The sequence below is a fragment of the Pseudodesulfovibrio profundus genome, from assembly GCF_900217235.1.
GTDB classification, from domain to species: Bacteria; Desulfobacterota; Desulfovibrionia; order Desulfovibrionales; family Desulfovibrionaceae; genus Pseudodesulfovibrio; species Pseudodesulfovibrio profundus.
Map to the genome: position 1 here is coordinate 2774195 of NZ_LT907975.1, position 18873 is coordinate 2793067.

An 18873-nucleotide genomic window follows, 5' to 3' on the forward strand; every position below is an offset into this window, starting at 1 on the left:
TGTAGCTCTATTGTTGCCCGGGCCTATGCCGGTCGTTTTTTCACCCAAATCTTGTCACCGCTGGCTGCAATGATTGCCGCCTGCTTGAATTCGCCGCGGCGCATCATATCACGCCAGGCGATCTTGAGCCGTTCCAGTTGCAGTTCCCAACGGTCCATGGAGAGTCGTACCATCAGGCCTTTGCCCCCGGCATGGCCGTCGAGATAAATCTCCACTTCATGGGCCGAGGTCAGTTTGATCCAGGCGGTCTGCGCCTGGGTGAACGGTGTCTGTTTTTCTTCTATCTTGCGTAAAATTCCTTTGAGCACGCCGGCGCCATCATCGATGGAGTCAGCTACTTCCAGTATCGGAAGCGAGGCCATCTCGCCGGGATGCATCGGCGCAATCACCGTGCCCGTTGCGTCGGCAAAGTACAGTCCGTCGCCCTGCCTGATCCAGAATGCCGGGACCTTTTCCGTAACGCTGATGCGCAATCGGTTGGGGAACTCGCGACGGACGGTGGCAGTCTGTATCCACGGATTTTTTGAAAGCCGGTGCTCAACTTCGCCGACGTTCATCTCAAGGCAGTTCAGCCCGAGGGAGACATCGCCGATGGTGGTGATGTCGCCTTGTGAGAGGCGGGAGTTGCCGGTCACATGGATTTCCTTGAGCTCGAAATACGAGTGGGAAGTGATATAGCGGTACCCGTACAGCAGGCCGACACCAAGCACGGCCACGAGTGAGACCGTGAGCAGCAGCATGATGATGCGCACGATGGTCTGGCCTGCACTGGTCAGCTTGGGAACCGACTTGCCCTTTGTCCGGCGCAATTTGTTGTTGCGCTTGTTGCCAACCTTGAGTCGGCCCTGTTTGTTGCCCATTGTCAGCGTGCTCACAGTACTATGACCTCCGTTTCCAGAGTAACATCGAATCGTTTCAGGACAGCGGCCCGAGCCTGATCGAGCAGCTCAAGGGCTTCGACTGCCGTGCCGCCGCCGTGGTTGACGAGAAAATTCGCGTGGATGTCGGAAAAGCCCATGCCGCCGAGGGTCACACCCTTCATGCCAGCCTGATCCAGCAGCAGTCCGGCGGATTTGTCCGGCGGATTCTTGAACACGCATCCGGCGGAGCGTGCCGTGACCGGCTGGGTGGCGCGTTTTTTCGAGTAGACATCCTTCATGCCAGCCTGAACCTTGCGCGGCGTGGATTCGCTGAGAATGAACTCGGCTTCCCAGATCAGGCCTTTGCCCGGAACGACCGGACAGGAAAAGTGACGGTAGCCGAACTCGCAGTCCGAAGCGTCAACCCAGATCAGTCCCGCACCGGGAGTCCAGATGCGGATGCGGTGAAGCACATCCTTGATCTCGGTGCCGTATGAACCGGCGTTCATGGCGATGCCGCCACCCACGCTGCCGGGAATGCCGGTGAGGCCTTCCATGCCCGTCAGTCCGGCTTTTTGCGCCCAACCAAGCAGACCGGGAAGGCGCTGGTCCGCGCTGCAACCAACAATCAGCTTGTCGTCGATCTTTTCAACGCGTTTGGGGCCGTGGCTGGCATCGATGCGGATGAGGGCCATGTCGAGCGGCGTGTCGGATACCAGCAGATTGGTTCCCTCGCCGATGACGAATGGGCGAAGGGTTCTTGTGGTCAGGAACTCACTCAGCTCGTCGAGGTCGTGCTCGTTGCGCACCACCACTTCAACCTCGGCGGTTCCGCCAAGGCCCAGACTCGTTCTCTCGCTCAAAGAAGGATGGCTTATGAGTTCCAGCGACATTCTCTATCCCTCACTTTTCTCGGTTTCATCGTCCTGATTGAGCCAGTTCTCGCCGATTTTCCAGATGGAACCGGCCCCTTGGGTCATGAACAGATCACCGGGACGCAAGGTGTCCTTGAGGGTCTTTTCCAACTCGTCAAAGTCGGGGAAAAATTCCACTTTGGTTTCTGAAACCTGCTTGATGCCCTGAGCCAGTGACAAACCGGAAACGCCCGGGATGGGTGATTCGCTGGCCGGATAAATTTCGGTAAGCAGCAACAGATCGGCGTCCTTGAACACTTCGCAGAATTCGCCGAACAGGGCCTGTGTTCTGGTGAAACGGTGGGGCTGGAACGCCACAACCAGACGCCGGTCCGGGTAGCATGCCTTGGCCGTTTCGAGGTTCGCCTTGATTTCTGCGGGATGGTGGCCGTAATCGTCGACAACGATGACGCCTTTGTTTTCGCCCCGACGCTCGAAACGGCGTCCGACACCGCCGAAGTTGGCGAGGCCGTTGATGATGTCTTCCTTGTCCAGTCCGGCTTCCAGTGCCACGCCGATACAGGCCAGGGCATTGAGTACGTTGTGTATACCGGGTTGGGCCACGGTCACTTCGCCCCATTCTTCGCCATCGAGGTAGACCTTGAAGAGCGAGCGCAAGTGGGTGGAAATGATTTCGCCGCGCAGTTTGTTCTTGGGACCGAGGCCGTACGTCAGGCAGGGGCGCTTGATGTTCGGCAGGAGGCGCTGCACGCCTTCATCGTCGCCACAGACCACGTTCATGCCGTAGAACGGAATGGAGTTCATGAACTGGGTGAACGAGTCGTCAATGGCCTGCAGGTCGTCGTAAAAGTCCATGTGGTCCTTGTCCACGTTGGTGACCACGGTGATGATGGGGGAGAGCAGCAGGAATGAGCCGTCGGATTCGTCGGCTTCGGCAATCAGGTAGTCGCCATCACCCAGACGGGCATTGGAACCGTAAATGGAAAGGCGGCCGCCGATGATGACGGTCGGATCGTGATCCGCTTCGGTGAAAATGGTGGCGAGCAGGGAAGTCGTGGTCGTCTTGCCGTGGGTTCCGGCAACGGCCACGCCCGTGCGCAGGCGCATCAGTTCGGCCAGCATCTCGGCACGTGGGATGATGGGGATGCCGCGCTCTTTCGCTTCGACAATCTCCGGGTTCTTGTCCGGGATGGCAGTGGACTTGATGAGCACGTCAGCTTCCCCGACGTTCTCGGCACCATGCCCAATAAAGACATTGGCACCCAGTTTCTCCAGGCGTCGTACTGCGGACGACGCAGAGAGATCGGAGCCGGTGATGTTGAATCCCATGTTGATGAGCACTTCGGCAATGCCGTTCATGCCGGAGCCGCCAATACCCACCATGTGGATATTGTTCACCCGGGCGCGCATGGCGGGGCATGCTTCGCCGCTGACTGTGAGATAAGGTCCCTGTGCTGCTGCCATAATACTGTCCTCTTCGACCGCCCGATCAGGCGATCATTTCCTGTAAACCCGAAGCTATATCGGCGGCGGCGTGTTTCTTTGCGAAACCGCGAGCCGCTGTTTCCATGGTTGAGAGGCGATCGGGGTTGCCGAGCAACTCCATCGCCATATGGGCCAGGCTGTCCCCGGACATCCCTTTTTGCGGGAGAAGGACGGCTGCGCCGATGTCGACCATGGCTTTGGCGTTCATTGTTTGATGATCATGCGTTGCGTGGGGGAAAGGCACGAAAATGGCCGGAACCCCTGCTGCCGCTATTTCAAAAACCGTTGTGGCACCGGCCCGGCAAATCACCAGATCGGCTTTGGCGTATTCGTCCGCCATGTTGTCTATAAATCCGTGAACCTGCGCCGGGTCCGCTTTGGCGGTTTCATAGGAGGCGCGAACACGTTGAAAATCCTGTTTTCCGGCTTGATGGACCAGCTCAATTCCGGCCTCCATGAGCAGAGGCAAACCGTCGATGATGGCGTCATTAATGGGACGTGCGCCCTGACTGCCGCCAAGGACCAGAATTCGCTTACCGGCGGCGCGGTCTTTTCGCTTGTCCCCAACAGCAATGATTGCGTCGCGAACCGGATTGCCGACCAAGCGGGTCTTTCCGGCTGGGAAAACACCCTTGGCGTCCGGGAAGCTGAGGAACACACGGCGAACCACTTTGCCGAGTACCTTGTTGGTGACGCCCGGAACAGAGTTCTGTTCGTGAACAGCGGTCGGGATGGCTTGCAGGGCTGCCGCGAACACCGGACAGAAACCGGCATAGCCGCCGAAGCCGATAACGGCTTCCGGCTTGAAATCGCGAACCGCTTTCATTGCCTTGGGCAGACCGGTTGCGAGCCAGCCGAGGCCGGAGAGCAGGCCGGAAATGCCGCGACCGACAATACCTTTGGCTGGAAGTTCCTGAAATTCGATACCGTGCGCACGGGCGAGGTCGCCTTCGGGACCGGAGCCGCCCATGAACAGGATTGCCGCATCCGGGTTCCGCCGGCGCAGCTCGTCTGCCAGGGCCAGAGCCGGGAAGATGTGGCCGCCAGTTCCGCCGGTGGTGATGATGACGCGATTCATGCTCATTGTTTTGCCGTCCTTGACAAGTTGAGCAGAATGCCTGCGCAGATGAGTGAAACGGTCAGACTGGAGCCGCCGTAGCTGATGAACGGCATGGCAACGCCCTTGGGCGGAACGGTTCCGAGCACCACGGCCAGATTGAGGATCATACCCAGAGCGATGATGCAGGTGACGCCGAAGCCGGTGAATCTATCCTGCAGGTCTTCCTGTTGGAACGTGACGCGGAATGCGCGCCACAGGAAGAAGCCGATGGCAATGAAGAACAGGGACATGCCGACGAAGCCCAATTCCTCGCCGACCACGGCCATGATGAAGTCGTTGTGCGCTTCGGGAAGGAAGAACAGCTTTTGTTTTCCTGCGCCGATGCCGGTGCCGAAGATACGGCCCGATCCAAAGGCGTACAAGGACTGGACCAACTGGTAGCCCTCGTTTTGCGCCGAAGCAAAGGGATCAAGGAAGGCGGTCCAACGCTTGAGGCGGTAGGGGGATGACGAAATAAGCAGCCATCCTGCACCACCGGCAAAAATCATGGAAAGCAGCAGGTAGCTGAGTCGGGTGCCGCCGACCAGACACATGAAGAACAGCAAACCGGACAGCACCACTGCGCCGCCAAAGTCCGGCTGGAGCAGGAGCAGACCGCACAGGAAACCGGTGACGATGAACGGCGGCAGGAAGCCCACCGAGAATGTCTGAACCATGTCCTGTTTTCTGGCGAAGAAGTACGCGAGATACAGTACCAGTGCGACCTTGGCGTATTCCAGCGGCTGGAGGTTGACCGGCCCGAGGTTGATCCAGCGGCTGGCACCGTTGACGTTGACGCCCAGGGGCGAGAGGCACAGGCCGAGCATCACGATGGCCCCGGCCACCCAGAGGTAGGTCAGCCCGTAGAGGATCTTTCGCGGCAATTGCATGCAGATGAGCATGGCGGCAATGCCTACGCAACTGAACATCAACTGGCGTTTGAAGAAGAAATATTTGTCGTCGTACACGCGCTCGGCCATGATGCCGCTGGAGGACAGCACCATGATCAGACCGAAACCGCACAGCAGCAGGGTGATCATCAGCAGCCAGGGATCAATCTTGCCCATTGGGGCGGTATGCTTTTTGGCGTTTAGCTGATTGCTCATGTCAGCTCCTTCACGGCGCGTTTGAAGTCGTCGCCGCGATGACCGTAACTGTTGTACTGGTCAAAGCTGGCCGTAGCCGGGGAAAGCAGGACCACATCGCCTTTGCGGGCATCGGAAGCCAGCCGCTTGACGGCCTGACCGAGTGTCTCGTCCCAGGTCACCGGGAATGACTTGGACAGAACCGGCTCGAAAATGTCGCGGCTGCCACCGAACAGTCCAATGTGGACCACGCGGTCTTTGACTGCCTTGGCAAAGCCTTCCACATCGCCGCCTTTCCAGACGCCGCCCATGAGCAGCCTGATGGGACGATCAAACGCGTTGACCGCGGCCATGACGGCATCAAGTGTCGTGGCCTTGGAATCATCCACGTACAGCACCCCGTCGATTTCCTCCACCGGCTCGATGCGGTGGGACAGGGGCTTGAAATTCCTGATGGCTTCGGCTGCCTGCTCTTCGGTGATGCCGAAACGTTTCACTGCCTGCCAGGCGGCTTCCACGTTGGAGCGGTTGTGCTCGCCCGGGAGATAGGGGGCTTCGAAACGGTCGGTGGGACCGAACCATTCGACATGGGCGTTGGTGAATCCGCGTCCATCATAGTTCTCATCCAGAACGGGCTTGACCGACTCGTGAATCAGCGCAGTGCCTTCACCAGTCATCTGGCTGAAGAGCATCAGCTTTGCCTCAAGGTACTCTTCCATGGATTCATGGTAGTCCAGATGATTGGCTGCAAAGTTCAGGAGGACGCCAACGTGCGGCTGGAACTGGCGGCAGTTCTGCAACTGGAAGCTGGAGACCTCCAGCACGATGACTTCTGCCGGTTCCATGTCCAGCAGGTACTCGCACAGGGGTGTGCCGATGTTGCCGCCGGTGAAAACCTTGCGACCTGCGTGCTCGAATATTTCGCTGACCAGTGTGGTGGTCGTCGTTTTCCCATTGGTGCCGGTGATGGCGAGGATCGGCGCTTCGATAAACCATGATGCGAATTCCAACTCGGCCACGATATTGACGGCAGGTACGTCTTCCAGCGCATGGGCCATCTTTTTAACGGGTACGCCCGGTGACAGCACGACGATGTCGGCATCGGAGAAATGCGACTTCTCGTGCTCACCCGTGATCAGCTCCACCTTGCCCTTGAGATCGCCCAGGACGGTATCGGATACCTTTTCATTGCGATCCACCACGCGCACGTGCGCGCCCAGCACATCAAGAAGACGGGCGGCGGCCAGGCCGGATTTGCCTGCTCCTACGACCACTCCCTGCTTGCCGGAGAGGATGGACTCATCAATGAATTTGCGGACGATACGATTCACGGGACTACCTCAGTTTCAGTGTGGACAGGGCCATCAGGGCCATGAGTATGGACAGAATCCAGAACCGGACGATGATCTTGGATTCCGGGATGCCTTTGAGTTCAAAGTGGTGATGGAGCGGGGCCATCATGAAGATGCGTTTGCCGCCGGTGAGCTTGAAATACCCCACCTGCAGGATGACCGAGAGGGTCTCGAAAACGAAGACGCCGCCCACGATGGCCAGCAGGAGTTCCTGTTTGGCAAGAACCGCCACGAAGCCGAGCGCACCGCCAAGGGACAGCGATCCGACGTCACCCATGAAGACCTGTGCCGGGTGGGCGTTGAACCAGAGAAAGCCTAGTCCGGCGCCGACCATGGCACCGCAGAACACGGTGACTTCACCAATGCCCTGGATGTTCTGGATGGCGAGATATTCCGCCATCTGCGCATGGCCCGACACGTAGATGAAGATGGCGAAGCAGGCCATGGCCACGATCATGGGGCCGATGGCGAGTCCGTCCAGTCCGTCTGTCAGGTTCACGGCGTTGCTTGCGCCCACCATCACGATCATGGCGAAGGGCAGGTAGAACCAGCCGAGGTCGGGATTGAAGTTCTTGAAGAACGGCACGGAAAGCTCTGTCGAGTAGGCCGGTTGCTGGATGAGTAGATACAGTGCGGCACCGGCCACCAAACATTGCCAGAAAAATTTGGACTTGGCGGAAAGCCCTTCGTTCTGTCGCCTGATGACTTTGGTATAGTCGTCGGCAAATCCAACGGCACCGAACCCGACGAAGACCAGCATGGTCAGCCAGACATAAATATTGGTCAGGTCGCCCCAGAGCAGAGTGGATACGACAACAGATATGATGATCATGATGCCGCCCATGGTGGGGGTGCCCTGCTTGGCCTGATGCTTGGGGCCATCTTCCTGAATGTACTGGCCGCACTTGATGCGCTGGAGCCAGCGGATCATGGCCGGTCCGAACAGGATCGAAATGATCAGCGCGGTGAGCAGTGCCCAGACCGAGCGGAACGTGATGTACCGAAAAACGTTGAGTACGCCGACTTCAGAGGCGAGCGGTGCGAGTATGTTGTAAATCATTACTTCTTCTCCTCGGTTCCCGCTTTGCAGCCGAGCTCCCTGCTCAGGAGATTGGCGTATGTTTCCATGGAAAGTGAGCGCGAACCCTTGACCAGTGCTACCGCGCCGGTCAGCCCCAGGGCCTGCCACTTCTTGATGAACGTTTCCGTATCCTTCAGTTCGGTGATGACACCGCCGTACCCGGCTGCCACATCATCGAGGTGGTCGCCTTTGTAGAAAAGTGCTTTGGGAGCGATCTCCGCAGCCAGTTTGCCAAGCTTCACATGCTGCTCAACGGCTTCTTCGCCCAGTTCGCGCATGTCGCCCAGAACCAGAACGAGCGGGCGTTCTCCTGCCATATTGGCAGCCGCCTTGATGGATCGTTCCATGGAAAGCGGATTGGCGTTGTATGTGTCGTCGATGACCATGAAATTGCCACCGGACTTGCAGCAGAATCGCTGACTGTCTGGCTCGATGGCCTGGACGCCATTGATCACATCGTCGCGGCCCAGTCCGAGCTGGTGCGCGGTGGCAGCAACACAGGCCAGGTTCTCAGCGTAGTGCTCGCCGCAGAAAGGAGCGGTCATCTCGCTGTCGCCTTCCGGGGTCTTGAGCCGGAAACGTCCCCATCCTTCAGACTCAGCTCCGAGATAGGATGCGGCAAAATCGGCGTCTTCAAAATTCTGTGTCGAGAATCCTACGGGTGCATTGTTTATTTCCCGGGCAGCATCCCACAGCATGGGATAATCCATGGATACGACTGCTGAACCGGCCTGGCGCACATAGCGGAGCAGGGCGGTCTTGGCCTGCGCTACACCGGCCATGTCGCCCAGTCCTTCCAGGTGGCCGTGACCGATGTTGGTGATCACTGCCACATCCGGGCTGGCGATGGGGGCCAGCTCTTCCATGTCGCCACGGACTGAAATTCCCAGCTCCATGATCCACCAATCCTGGTTGCAGGTGCCTTTGAGCATGGACATGGGCAGGCCGATCTGGTTGTTGAAGTTGCGATAGTTTTTGGCTGCGGTGTGTTTTTGCGACACCACGGCAAAGAGCATTTCCTTGACCGTGGTCTTTCCGGCAGTCCCGGTGACAGCCACCAGTCGCGCACCACACATGTCGCGCCAGCAGGCGGCAATGCGTCCAAGCGCCTCAGTGGTGTCGCGGACCATGATGACCGGCACGTCGACATCGACCACTCGCGATGCCACAACGGCTGCGGCCCCTTGGCGCTCCGCCTGGTGGGCGAACTCGTGCCCGTCGAAATTCGCGCCGTCGATGCAGAAAAAGAGGTCGCCCTCATACACGGTGCGACTATCTGTCTGCACCGAGTTGATGGTGACTTTTTCGTGCCCCTCTTCGGACATGCCGCTCAGGCAGCGTTCCACATCGGCCAATGTTAAATTCACGAATAAACTTCCTTGATGACTTCGGCGGTCACGTCCTTGTCGAGGAACGGAATCTTGCCGGTCTTTATTGTTTGTCTGGGTTCATGGCCCCGTCCGGCGATCAGCAGCACATCGCCTGTACGCATTTCACGCACGGCCATTTCGATGGCGGTCCGGCGGTCGGGGTGTTCTATGATTTTGTCAACGCCTTTGAGTCCCGGGCGGATATCGTCCATGATCCGTTCCGGATCTTCGGACCGGGGATTATCGGAGGTCATGACCGCCACATCTGCGTAGCGGGCCACGGCCTCGCCCATGAGGGGGCGTTTAGTGCGGTCGCGGTCGCCACCGCAGCCGAACAGGGTGATCAACCGCTTGAAGTCGAGGGCCTTGAGCGTCTGCTGTACACTTTCAAGGGCATCGGATGTGTGAGCGAAATCAACGAAGATATCAAGCCCTTTGTCGTTCACCACGCGCTCCAGTCGTCCGGGGACGCCGGGGAACTCGCTTGAGGCGCGCATGTGCTTGCAGTTGAGGCCCAGTTGGAAACAGACAGCCTGAGCAGCCATGATATTCATGGCGTTGAATTCACCAATGAGCGGCGAGTGGATAGTCCAGCTCTTGCCTTTGTAGGTGCTCTCCAGCTCGATGCCTTTGCCGTCCATGGATACGATGCGGCCCTGTACCATTTCACGGTTGCCGACTTCCTGTCGGACAATGGCGGTATCGCCGATGCCGTAACCTATGGAGTCGGGGCATTCCTTGAGCAACTGGCGGCCATGGGGGTCATTGTAGTTGATGACGTTGGCCTTGTTCTCCAGCGGGTAGTCCTTGAAGAGTTTTGCCTTGGCTTCGAAGTAGGTTTCCATTTCGCCGTGATAATCGAGATGGTCCTGAGTGAGATTGGTAAAAATGCCAGCCGCGAAATCCAGACCTGCCACGCGATATTGTTCGAGGGCGTGCGAAGAGACTTCCATCAGGACGATATCCACATCCGCTTTCTTCATGTTGTAGATCAGCTCATGGATCATCCAGCAGTCGGGCGTGGTCAGGGTCGCTTCGATCTCGAAGCCGGGCCAGCGGTAACTCACCGTGCCGAGGACACCGACCTTGAGGCCGCTGGCGGCCAGCAGGTGTTCAATGATGTAGGTCGTGGTGGTCTTGCCGTTGGTACCGGTAATGCCGACCAGTTTCACTTCTCGATCAGGAAGGTGGAAATGGGCGCGGGCCAGTTCGCCTAGGGCGATGGCGGGATTCTCGTGGTAGACCACCTGGGCGCGATCTTCGACAACGGGTGCGACTTCGTCACGAGCAGTCTTTGGTGCGATGATGAATTGCGCTCCGTTGTCCAGTGCGGCAGGGATGTAATCGATACCACGCACGGCGGTTCCCGGCATGGCCACGAAGCATTCCCCTTCCTGCACCTTGCGAGAGTCCGTACGGACCATAAGTCCTTTGCCGGCTTTGTTGAGCAGTTCCTTGAAATCCATTACGCCCACCTTTTTCTGACTAGGAGAGCCAGAGAACAAAAACATCATCCGTTCCCTCCTTATTTGCGTCATCCGGCCATGGTTGCCCTGCAGCGGGTTCCTGCCGTTTGACTGTCATGCCCTGGCCCTTGATGACCGGGACTATCCCTTTTTTGACGAGCAACTCCAGCGCCCGGCGTACGGGAAGCTGTCTGAAATCCGGAACACGATCCGTCATTGGTTGCTGTCTCGGAGCATCCATGGATTGTTCCAGAGGGTGCTCGACAAGGGATTCTACGGAAATATTCTCTGCCACTGCCGTATCAAGGGTCTCTGAGAGCTTGCCGTGATAGGCCAGTGTGCGCACGGTCACTTCCCGGCAGACGGGAGCGGCAACCATGGAGCCGTAGTTGGATTTCTGCGGCTCATCGACCATGGTGATCACCAGGAGTTCCGGGTCCAGAGCGGGAACCAATGCGACGAAGGAAGAAAGATATTGATCGCCGTAACCACCCTTGGCCGCTTTTTGAGCGGTGCCGGTTTTACCGGCCATGGTGATGCCTGCGATGCGTGCTCTGCGGCCGGTGCCGTCCTCGTGAACAACGTCTTTCATCATGGAAAGAACCGTGTCAGCGGTCTGTTGGCTGAAAATCTGCTCTGCGTTGTTTTTACGAGCTTTTTCCGGTGATTTGATCAACCGGAGGTCTTTGGTGACGCCGCCATTGGCCAAAGTGAGAAAACCCTTTGCCATCTGGATGGCCGTAGTACCGATGCCCTGACCAAAGCTGATGGCGGCCAGATCGACGCTGGTCCACTTGTCCGGCGGCATCATGATGCCGCGGGTTTCGCCCTGAAGCCCGATGTTGGTCTTTTCACCAAATCCGAGGCGGGAAAGGTAGGAATGGTAGACGCCAGCGCCGAGATCCAAACCGATCTTCGCGGTACCGATGTTGGAGGAGTAGCGCATGACCTTATGGGCCGGGAGCCATTTTTCCGGGTGGGTGTCGCGGATGGTCTTGCCTCCGACCCGCCAGCGACCATTCTCGCAGTTGATGAGCGTATCCGGTTCGATAACGCCTTCTTCGAGTGCAGCGGCAAAAAGAAACGGCTTCATGGTGGAGCCGGGTTCGTACACATCGGTGATGGCGCGCAGGCGGCGCTGTGACGCTGTGGATTTGGAGACCGCGTTCGGATTGAAGAACGGGTAGTTGGCCATGGCAAGGATGTCGCCGGAATCCACGTCCACCACCATGACGATACCGGCTCTGGCCTGATACTTCTCAATGGAGGTTGCCAGCGCCTGTTCAGCGGCATGTTGGATGTGTGTGTCGATGGTCAATCGAATGTCGAGACCGTTGATGTCCATCTCGCGGCCCTGGGCGTCGAGGTACATCCGACCGCCCTTGGCGTCGCGCTGGACCACATATTCGGCTTTGCCGGGCTTCATGCGCTCGTTGTAGATTCGCTCGATACCTTCCAGGCCCTGACCGTCGATATTGACGAAGCCGAGAAGTTGACCGGACAGGTGCCCATTGGGGTAGATGCGGGAATATTCACTGAGGAGGCTGATGCCCTTGAGATCGGCGCGTTCGATGGCCGCAGTTTCCCTGTCGGTCACCTGTCGTTTTATCCAGACGAATTTCTTCTTGGATTTGAGTTTGCGGTAGACTGTGCGGCGTGAAATTTTCAGATCACGAGACAGGGTGTCGGCGGCAACATCGATATTTTCTATCTGGAAAGGACGCGCATAGACGGATTTTGCCTCCACACTGGTGGCAAGCATCGCTCCGTTGCGATCGAAAATACGGCCCCGCTCGCCGAATTCATATTCAGCGGCATGGCTTTGTTTCGATGCTTTGCTCAGAAGGGCGCTGCCATCGTGCAGTTGCACCCATCCTGTCCTGGCCCAAAGACCCACAAGCGCAACAGCGAAGAGGACCATTACCAGTCCAATCTTCACTTTGCTGAGATCTTTGCGCCCTTGGCTGCCTTTAGCCATTTGATTCCCTGTGTCCCACTAGAGCGCTCAAGACGGTTATACGATCGCCGAATGTCTTACCGCTTCATCGTCCCTGAGTGGCATAGCCTTTCAAGCATGCCGATCAGGGGCTCTGTCGCACCTCGCGTCCGGTCTGTCGTCAACGGTCTTTCGAACATCATGTTCGCGCGCCTGTTATCTCGAATCCGCAATGCGGCGAATCTGTCCCGGAGCGGCAACGGCCAAACCGTGTTGGCCGGCCAGTCGTTTGAGCTGGTAGGGTGAAGTCAGGTTGTTTCTCTCAACCGTCAGTTTCACCGCCAGATCTTTTTTTCGGTCCAGTTCTTTTTCCATCTTGCGCAGGTCGTAAGCCACGTCCATACGCTCGATGTTCAGCCATACTGCTCCCAAACCCAAAGTCAGAGCCGCACCCAGAAGAGTGAGGATCATCCATAAAAGGGTTCTGTCGACTTGGCTCATACTTCCTCTCCATCGGCTGTGAGTCGTTCGGCCACGCGCAGTTTCGCGCTTCGGCTTCTGGAATTCACTTTCAACTCTTCTTCGGTGGGAAGTTGCGGTTTTTTCGTCAGTACTTTCAGTTCGGGAACGCCGCCGCAGGTGCAGTGGATTTGATGCGGGGGGCATTTGCATCCTTTAGCGGCATCCCTGAACGAATGTTTCACTGCCCTGTCCTCCAGGGAGTGGAACGAAATAATGGCAACTCGTCCGCCGGGCTTCAGTCGTCCGACTATGGTTTTAAGGTAGTACTCGAGTTCCTCTGTTTCCCTGTTGACCGCTATGCGCAGTCCCTGAAATGTTCGGGTGGCAGGATGGTTCCGGGCCGTATGCCGCATCTTGGGCGGATAGGCGAGCCGGACTATTTCTGCCAATTGGAGCGTCCTCGTAATCGCTCCTTTATCCCGAGCCTTCAGTATTGCAGACGCTATCTTTCCGGCCAGGGGATCTTCCCCGTAGACCCGGATGATCCGCGCCAGATCACCGTGTTTAAGCGTTCTCACCAGATCAGCGGCCGAAGGGTCGCCGGAATCCGGGTTCATCCGCATGTCGAGGGGGCCGTCGTGTATGAAGCTGAATCCTCTATCGGCTTCATCGAGCTGCATGGACGATACGCCGAGGTCCAGAACCGCGCCGTCAATCTCGTCCCATCCGAGTTCGTCCAGGGCTTCCTCGAAGCGGGAGAAGGGCAGGTGGAACAGGTTGACGCGTTCGGCGAATTCCTCAAGCCGCCGCCGCGCATGTCCCAGCGCCGTTGTATCCCTATCGAGCCCCAGCAGCTCTGCCTGACCTTCTGCAGCCTGCATAATGGCCTGGCTGTGCCCGCCCATGCCCAGGGTGCCGTCCATGTAACGACCGCCTGGTTTGGGGCGAAGCCACTCAACCACCTCATGTAAAAGAACTGTTGTGTGAATGGACGCCGGGTCCACGTTGTACTTAGGCATTAGAACGGCATGCTGACGTTGTTTTCCGCCAGCTCGTCGGACACGTCGTAATCCTCGTCGAGCAGGCGTTCATAACTGTCGGCAGGCCATATCTCAAAGCGTCGCCCTGCTCCCAGCACCACAACATCCTTCTCCAGCTTGCCGGACTTGCGCAGGTGCGCGGGAATGGCTATGCGTCCCTGCTTGCCCACAGGCGTTTCCGTGTAACCGGAGTACAAAATACGGATGGTGTTCTGGAGCGCACGGCTCGGCGTTTTCACCTTTTCCAGTTCACTTTCGAGGAGTGTCCATTGATCCGGGGTAATGCCGATGACATGTTTGTCGTAGATGGTCAGCACGATGGTCGCATCCGGTACTTCCGACCGGATAAGATCCCGGAACTCGGGCGGCAAAACCAGCCGTCCCTTGTCGTCCAGGCTTCTATGTGCGTGACCTCTGAATTTCATTCTGCCCCCGGAGTGAAGACTCACTCCACTGTTCTTCCACTTTATGTCCCAAAATTGGGAATGTGATCCACTTCTTTACACCGGTGCTTGAAAATCAAGAGAAAGTCAACCGCTAATTATGAAATGAGAGGGTAAAAAAAAGCGGGTATTATTGCTTGGGGCTGTCCTAGCTAAGCACTCCGCTTAGGCTTAGGATGGCATCATGTACGAAAGGAAAAGCAGGCTCAGCCCACAGAAGCGGGCCAGGCTCATTGAGCACTTCATTGCCGGCACAACGGCACGTGCTGCCGCTCAACTGGTGGACGTCAACAAGAACACGGCGGCCACGTTTTTCACTCGGCTGAGGAAAATCATTGCCGATGAGATGGAAAAGGCATCGCCATTCGACGGTGAGATTGAAGTTGATGAGAGCTACTTCGGAGGAGTCAGGAAAGGCAAGCGCGGTCGAGGTGCTGCAGGGAAAGTCCCTGTTTTCGGCTTGTTGAAGCGTGGAGGGCGGGTTTATACGGTCATGATCCCAAACGCCCGGAGCACGACACTTCTCCCCATCATGGAGCGTATGATCTTGCCGGACAGTATCGTGTACACTGACGCTTTCAGAAGCTATGATGCGCTGGATGTCTCGGACTTCCACCATGTGCGGATCAATCACTCTGAAAGGTTCGTGGACAGGCAAAACCACATCAATGGGATTGAGAACTTTTGGAACCAAGCCAAGCGCCACCTCCGCCGGTTCAACGGCATCCCCAGGGACAGTTTTTTCCTGTTCCTTAAAGAGTGTGAGTGGCGGTTCAATTGTGGTGACCATAAAATGTTACTTAAGCAACTGAAAAAGTGGATTAATCAGCGGGGAAAATCCTAGTTAGCTAGGACAGCCCCTATTGCTTTTTTGCGCGCAGCAGCCTAAACTTCGCTCAAAGTAACGAATGTACGATTTCGGAAAACCATGATAAATCAGTTGGTAAAGCCGAAGCATGTTGGGCGGAAGCCCTGAGAATAGCCTTTCAGATCAGAAAACGTGATAATTCCCGAAGGGGGGAAGCATGGACAGACATATCAAGATTATCGCAACACTCGGGCCTGGTACTGATTCCTACGAAGCAGTCAAGGAACTGGTAGAATCCGGGGCGAAAATCTTTCGCCTGAACTTTTCCCATGGTGGAAGAGAATTTTTCGAAAAGATGGTTGTCATCATCCGGCGACTGGAAAAAGAGACCGGCCTGACCCTGACCATCCTGCAGGACCTCTCCGGTCCCAAAATCAGAACCTGCGATGTCGGACTCGGCGCCATTGAAGTCTCCAAGGGGACCGAAGTGCTGCTGGGTGTTCCCGACAAGGCCGAAGGTGTGGAAGAACCGTTCATCTGCCTGGATATTCCTGAACTGTTCGAAGGCGTTAAAGTGGGCGACCCGGTTGCCTTGTCCGATGGAATGATCCGTTTTCGTGTCAAGAAGATCGAGGATGAGTTCCTTATCAGACTGGAGGCGATCAACTCCGGCATGTGTCCGCCCCGAAAGGGTATTACCTTCCCGGGCACCAAGACTCCGCTCGCACCGCTGACCGAAAAGGACAAGGCGGATCTGGCCATCGGCATGGAGATCGGCGTGGATGTCGTTGCCATGAGTTTCGTGCAGAAGCCCGAAGATATCTGCAACCTTCGCGCGGAGATGATTCAGTACGGACGGCGGATTCCGATCATTGCCAAGCTGGAGCGAATTGCCGCTCTCGAAAGCCTCGATGCAATCATTGCCGAAGCCGACGGAATCATGGTGGCTCGCGGTGATCTGGGATTGGAACTGGACCTGGCCGAACTGCCCGTTGCCCAGAAGCGCATCATCAAGGCGTGCAACGCTGCCGGAAAGCCGGTCATCGTGGCAACTCAGATGCTGCTCTCCATGGTCAATTCGCCCATGGCCACCCGTGCGGAAACCACGGACGTCGCCAACGCCATTCTGGATGGTGCCGACTGTGTCATGCTCTCCGAAGAAACCGCCATTGGCCGGTACCCCGGAGATACGGTCCGGTTCATGCGCAAGATCGCCTACGAGATCGAACGATTCATGTTCGAATCCGGTCTGGCCGGTCCGGCGACAGACAAGGAAAAGGAGCACCCCTCCACTTTCCTGGCCCATGCCGCAGCTATGCTGGCAGGCAAGACGGACGCTAAGGCCATTGTGTGTCACTCCACATCCGGAGCCACGTCCCGCATCCTTTCGTCGCGTCGACCGAAGCAGTCAGTGTATGCGTTGAGCTCCGATCCTATCGTTCGGCACTTCACAAATCTTTCCTGGGGGGTTATCCCGGCGGAACCACTCGATGTCATTGACGATCATCAGGAACGGGCAGAGGTCTTTGTTCGGCAGTCTCCAGATTTTGTGGAGGGCGATATCGTCATCGTCACCGCCGGACAACCTGAAAAGGGTAAGACCGTGACCCAGACCAACGTTGTCAAGCTCTATGAAAAGCTAGCTAAAGAAGTAAATTGATGAGTAATTACAACATCCCCGATGGACTGAACGAAGAGTACTACCAGATCAGCCAGGACATACTCGGCAGCTTCAACAAGTACCGTCCACCGCTCAACATCTACAGCTTCAAGGAAGATGTTGCCCGGATCATGCCCTACTACAAAGTGGGCGGACGGTTGAGTAACGAGCAGATCGAAGAACTGGCACAGATGACGAACGAAGGGCTCATTTTCGTTTCACGCGAAGATCACCCTGTTTACGTCAAGCACATCAGCTACCAGCTTGATCTTGTCCTCGTAGACAAGAACCTGAAAGAAAAGGAAATCGCTGATATTTTCACTCAGGCTCTGACGCGGCGGTTGGAAGAGTTCTTCGAGCAGCCGGTTCCTGCGGTGTTCGATAAGCTGTGGGTGGATCTGATGGTTCTAACGGAATATCTGTATGAGGATATCCGTCGAGTCAAAGCACTGGTGCGCAGACTGCATAAGAAGCATTCACTGGCAAATCACAGCTTGAACAGCGGGTTTCTGGGGCTTGCTTTGTGGAGCAAACTCAAGGGCAAGAATTTCACTGACGGTGTGAAACGCAAGACCTTTGATCGCATGACGGCTGGGTTGTTTCTGCATGATCTGGGCATGGCCAAAGTGCCGCCGTTCATTCGCGAGAAGAATAAGCCTTTGGGACCTGATGAGCGAAGCAAGGTCAATAATCACACCAAGACCGGGTTCGAGATGTTGAGCAAGCTCAACCTGCGTTATCCCGAAGTCGAGCAGTGCGTTACCGAACACCATGAGCGGGTCAATGGCTCCGGCTACCCCTCCAAAAGCAAGGAACAGGGATTTGCCGGACGGTTGTGCGCCGTGGCCGATTCCTTCTGCGCCATGATTGCCGACAGGCCCTACGCCGAAGGCATGACCATGGTCCAGGCGGCCAATGATCTGGCCTCAGACGGTCGGTATGATCAGGAGATGACCAAGGCGTTGCAGATCATGCTGATGGTTGATTTGAAAATGAAGAAATAACGGATTGTATTTCTAGTCCGGTAGCGGGAAGATCTTTTGCTCTTGCCCGATTGTGTCCAGTTGTCTTCGCCGGTTAGGGGATGAACCGCGTCGGTTGGCATCGGGAGCCGTGCTTGTGCTTTCAGCGTTGAGTATGGCCTGGATCAGATTCTTACCGCTTTCGGCAATAGTATCTATTACAATATATAAAGCGCCCCGCTTCAATTGAAGCGGGGCGCTCTTTTTGTCTTGATCGTGATAGGTCGGATTAAAAAACCTGCACCATATCCCGTGTCATTTCGCGGTAGACGTCGGTGACGTAGACCACGCCCATGACGCGCTCGCCCTCGACGACCAGCGCCCAATCTCGGCGGGACTTGAGAAAGGTGTCGAGCACGAGAAGGATCGGTTCGTTGGGCTTCAGGATGGGCGGATTGCGGATGATGTAATCATCCAGGCGCATCTGCGTGCAGATCAGGCAAGCATTGGCAAACTGCTGATCCCAATCCACGTCCCCGGCGCTGATGAGGTTGTCGTCCTTCAGGACCGACTGCTTAACGGCCTTGAACAGCTTCCAGAGATTGATGGCGCCGACAAGCTTGCCGCCCTTACTCTTGACAACGACCACCTGTGAATCAGGATCGTTGATCATGGCCTTGCGCATGACGCGGATGGTTTCAGCGAGGCTGGCATCTTCCTGTACGGTCGGGAATTCGTCGCGCATCATGTCCCAGGCGCGCTTTCTGAGCATCATAACAGGGTATCTCCTTCGGCTAGACGTAGATATTACCGGTATTTCCTGATTCCATAGTTAGCTCTTCCCTGCCAATTTGTCTACATTTGTCAGTATTTGGCACATACTTGACTT

Annotated in this window: 17 protein-coding genes; 3 read left to right on the top strand and 14 right to left on the bottom strand. The window is 56.7% G+C overall.

Annotation, left to right across the window (positions count from 1 at the left end; genetic code table 11):
* Window positions 1-23: 23 nt before the first annotated feature.
* The 13 genes from DPRO_RS13080 to DPRO_RS13140 all read right to left on the bottom strand — a co-directional run bounded on the left by DPRO_RS13080 (window position 24) and on the right by DPRO_RS13140 (window position 14536).
* Window positions 24-875 carry a cell division protein FtsQ/DivIB gene (locus DPRO_RS13080; RefSeq protein WP_097012455.1) on the bottom strand — a complete coding sequence of 284 codons (852 nt, stop codon included), beginning with the start codon at window positions 873-875 and terminating at the stop codon, window positions 24-26.
* Window positions 872-1753 carry a UDP-N-acetylmuramate dehydrogenase gene (gene murB / locus DPRO_RS13085; protein ID WP_097012456.1) on the bottom strand — a complete coding sequence of 294 codons (882 nt, stop codon included), beginning with the start codon at window positions 1751-1753 and terminating at the stop codon, window positions 872-874. The genes DPRO_RS13080 and murB overlap by 4 nt, the downstream gene beginning before the upstream one ends.
* A gap of 3 nt (window positions 1754-1756) precedes the next feature.
* Window positions 1757-3145, bottom strand: coding sequence for a UDP-N-acetylmuramate--L-alanine ligase (murC, locus tag DPRO_RS13090; protein ID WP_097013749.1), 1389 nt, complete (start codon window positions 3143-3145; stop codon window positions 1757-1759).
* Window positions 3146-3224: 79 nt separating this feature from the next.
* Window positions 3225-4298 (bottom strand): undecaprenyldiphospho-muramoylpentapeptide beta-N-acetylglucosaminyltransferase, encoded by a 1074-nt coding sequence (gene murG / locus DPRO_RS13095; protein WP_162291206.1) that lies wholly within the window; start codon window positions 4296-4298, stop codon window positions 3225-3227.
* A gap of 2 nt (window positions 4299-4300) precedes the next feature.
* A complete protein-coding gene (gene ftsW / locus DPRO_RS13100; RefSeq protein ID WP_097012458.1) occupies window positions 4301-5425 on the bottom strand; it encodes a putative lipid II flippase FtsW in 1125 nt (374 codons plus the stop codon).
* A complete protein-coding gene (gene murD / locus DPRO_RS13105) occupies window positions 5422-6735 on the bottom strand; it encodes a UDP-N-acetylmuramoyl-L-alanine--D-glutamate ligase (RefSeq protein ID WP_097012459.1) in 1314 nt (437 codons plus the stop codon). Before murD ends, ftsW begins: the two co-directional genes overlap by 4 nt.
* A gap of 4 nt (window positions 6736-6739) precedes the next feature.
* A complete protein-coding gene (gene mraY / locus DPRO_RS13110; RefSeq protein WP_097012460.1) occupies window positions 6740-7816 on the bottom strand; it encodes a phospho-N-acetylmuramoyl-pentapeptide-transferase in 1077 nt (358 codons plus the stop codon).
* The gene (locus tag DPRO_RS13115; RefSeq protein ID WP_097012461.1) at window positions 7816-9204 is read right to left on the bottom strand and encodes a UDP-N-acetylmuramoyl-tripeptide--D-alanyl-D-alanine ligase; all 1389 of its coding nucleotides are present in this window, start codon (window positions 9202-9204) and stop codon (window positions 7816-7818) included. The genes mraY and DPRO_RS13115 overlap by 1 nt, the downstream gene beginning before the upstream one ends.
* Entirely contained in the window at window positions 9201-10718 is a 1518-nt protein-coding gene (locus DPRO_RS13120; protein ID WP_097013750.1) for a UDP-N-acetylmuramoyl-L-alanyl-D-glutamate--2,6-diaminopimelate ligase, read from the bottom strand. The genes DPRO_RS13115 and DPRO_RS13120 overlap by 4 nt, the downstream gene beginning before the upstream one ends.
* Window positions 10693-12651: a penicillin-binding transpeptidase domain-containing protein gene (locus tag DPRO_RS13125; RefSeq protein WP_097012462.1), complete on the bottom strand. Its 1959-nt coding sequence runs from the start codon at window positions 12649-12651 to the stop codon at window positions 10693-10695. Before DPRO_RS13125 ends, DPRO_RS13120 begins: the two co-directional genes overlap by 26 nt.
* Before the next feature lie 174 nt (window positions 12652-12825).
* On the bottom strand, window positions 12826-13110 hold the full coding sequence (locus DPRO_RS13130) for a hypothetical protein (protein ID WP_097012463.1): 285 nt from the start codon (window positions 13108-13110) through the stop codon (window positions 12826-12828).
* Entirely contained in the window at window positions 13107-14090 is a 984-nt protein-coding gene (gene rsmH, locus DPRO_RS13135; protein WP_097012464.1) for a 16S rRNA (cytosine(1402)-N(4))-methyltransferase RsmH, read from the bottom strand. The genes DPRO_RS13130 and rsmH overlap by 4 nt, the downstream gene beginning before the upstream one ends.
* A complete protein-coding gene (locus DPRO_RS13140) occupies window positions 14090-14536 on the bottom strand; it encodes a division/cell wall cluster transcriptional repressor MraZ (RefSeq protein WP_097012465.1) in 447 nt (148 codons plus the stop codon). Before DPRO_RS13140 ends, rsmH begins: the two co-directional genes overlap by 1 nt.
* A gap of 202 nt (window positions 14537-14738) precedes the next feature.
* Here DPRO_RS13140 and DPRO_RS13145 point away from each other — a divergent pair, with 202 nt between their 5' ends.
* The 3 genes from DPRO_RS13145 to DPRO_RS13155 all read left to right on the top strand — a co-directional run bounded on the left by DPRO_RS13145 (window position 14739) and on the right by DPRO_RS13155 (window position 18026).
* Window positions 14739-15398, top strand: a complete 660-nt coding sequence (locus DPRO_RS13145) for an IS1595-like element ISDae1 family transposase (protein WP_013515367.1) — start codon at window positions 14739-14741, stop codon at window positions 15396-15398.
* A gap of 181 nt (window positions 15399-15579) precedes the next feature.
* Window positions 15580-17022, top strand: coding sequence for a pyruvate kinase (pyk, locus tag DPRO_RS13150; protein WP_097012466.1), 1443 nt, complete (start codon window positions 15580-15582; stop codon window positions 17020-17022).
* A complete protein-coding gene (locus DPRO_RS13155; protein ID WP_097012467.1) occupies window positions 17022-18026 on the top strand; it encodes an HD-GYP domain-containing protein in 1005 nt (334 codons plus the stop codon). The genes pyk and DPRO_RS13155 overlap by 1 nt, the downstream gene beginning before the upstream one ends.
* 247 nt (window positions 18027-18273) lie before the next feature.
* On the opposite strand, the gene DPRO_RS13160 is transcribed toward DPRO_RS13155, so the two are convergent.
* Complete coding sequence (locus tag DPRO_RS13160) at window positions 18274-18759, bottom strand: CBS domain-containing protein (protein WP_097012468.1); 486 nt, start codon at window positions 18757-18759, stop codon at window positions 18274-18276.
* Window positions 18760-18873 lie beyond the last annotated feature (114 nt).

Coding starts and splice junctions, on each gene's coding strand:
- murB (WP_097012456.1), bottom strand. CDS start 1,753: ATGTCGCTGGAACTCATAAGCCATCCTTCTTTGAGCGAGAGAACGAGT.
- murC (WP_097013749.1), bottom strand. CDS start 3,145: ATGCGCGCCCGGGTGAACAATATCCACATGGTGGGTATTGGCGGCTCC.
- murG (WP_162291206.1), bottom strand. CDS start 4,298: ATGAATCGCGTCATCATCACCACCGGCGGAACTGGCGGCCACATCTTC.
- ftsW (WP_097012458.1), bottom strand. CDS start 5,425: ATGAGCAATCAGCTAAACGCCAAAAAGCATACCGCCCCAATGGGCAAG.
- mraY (WP_097012460.1), bottom strand. CDS start 7,816: ATGATTTACAACATACTCGCACCGCTCGCCTCTGAAGTCGGCGTACTC.
- DPRO_RS13120 (WP_097013750.1), bottom strand. CDS start 10,718: ATGTTTTTGTTCTCTGGCTCTCCTAGTCAGAAAAAGGTGGGCGTAATG.
- DPRO_RS13125 (WP_097012462.1), bottom strand. CDS start 12,651: ATGGCTAAAGGCAGCCAAGGGCGCAAAGATCTCAGCAAAGTGAAGATT.
- DPRO_RS13130 (WP_097012463.1), bottom strand. CDS start 13,110: ATGAGCCAAGTCGACAGAACCCTTTTATGGATGATCCTCACTCTTCTG.
- rsmH (WP_097012464.1), bottom strand. CDS start 14,090: ATGCCTAAGTACAACGTGGACCCGGCGTCCATTCACACAACAGTTCTT.
- DPRO_RS13140 (WP_097012465.1), bottom strand. CDS start 14,536: ATGAAATTCAGAGGTCACGCACATAGAAGCCTGGACGACAAGGGACGG.
- DPRO_RS13145 (WP_013515367.1), top strand. CDS start 14,739: ATGTACGAAAGGAAAAGCAGGCTCAGCCCACAGAAGCGGGCCAGGCTC.
- pyk (WP_097012466.1), top strand. CDS start 15,580: ATGGACAGACATATCAAGATTATCGCAACACTCGGGCCTGGTACTGAT.
- DPRO_RS13155 (WP_097012467.1), top strand. CDS start 17,022: ATGAGTAATTACAACATCCCCGATGGACTGAACGAAGAGTACTACCAG.
- DPRO_RS13160 (WP_097012468.1), bottom strand. CDS start 18,759: ATGATGCTCAGAAAGCGCGCCTGGGACATGATGCGCGACGAATTCCCG.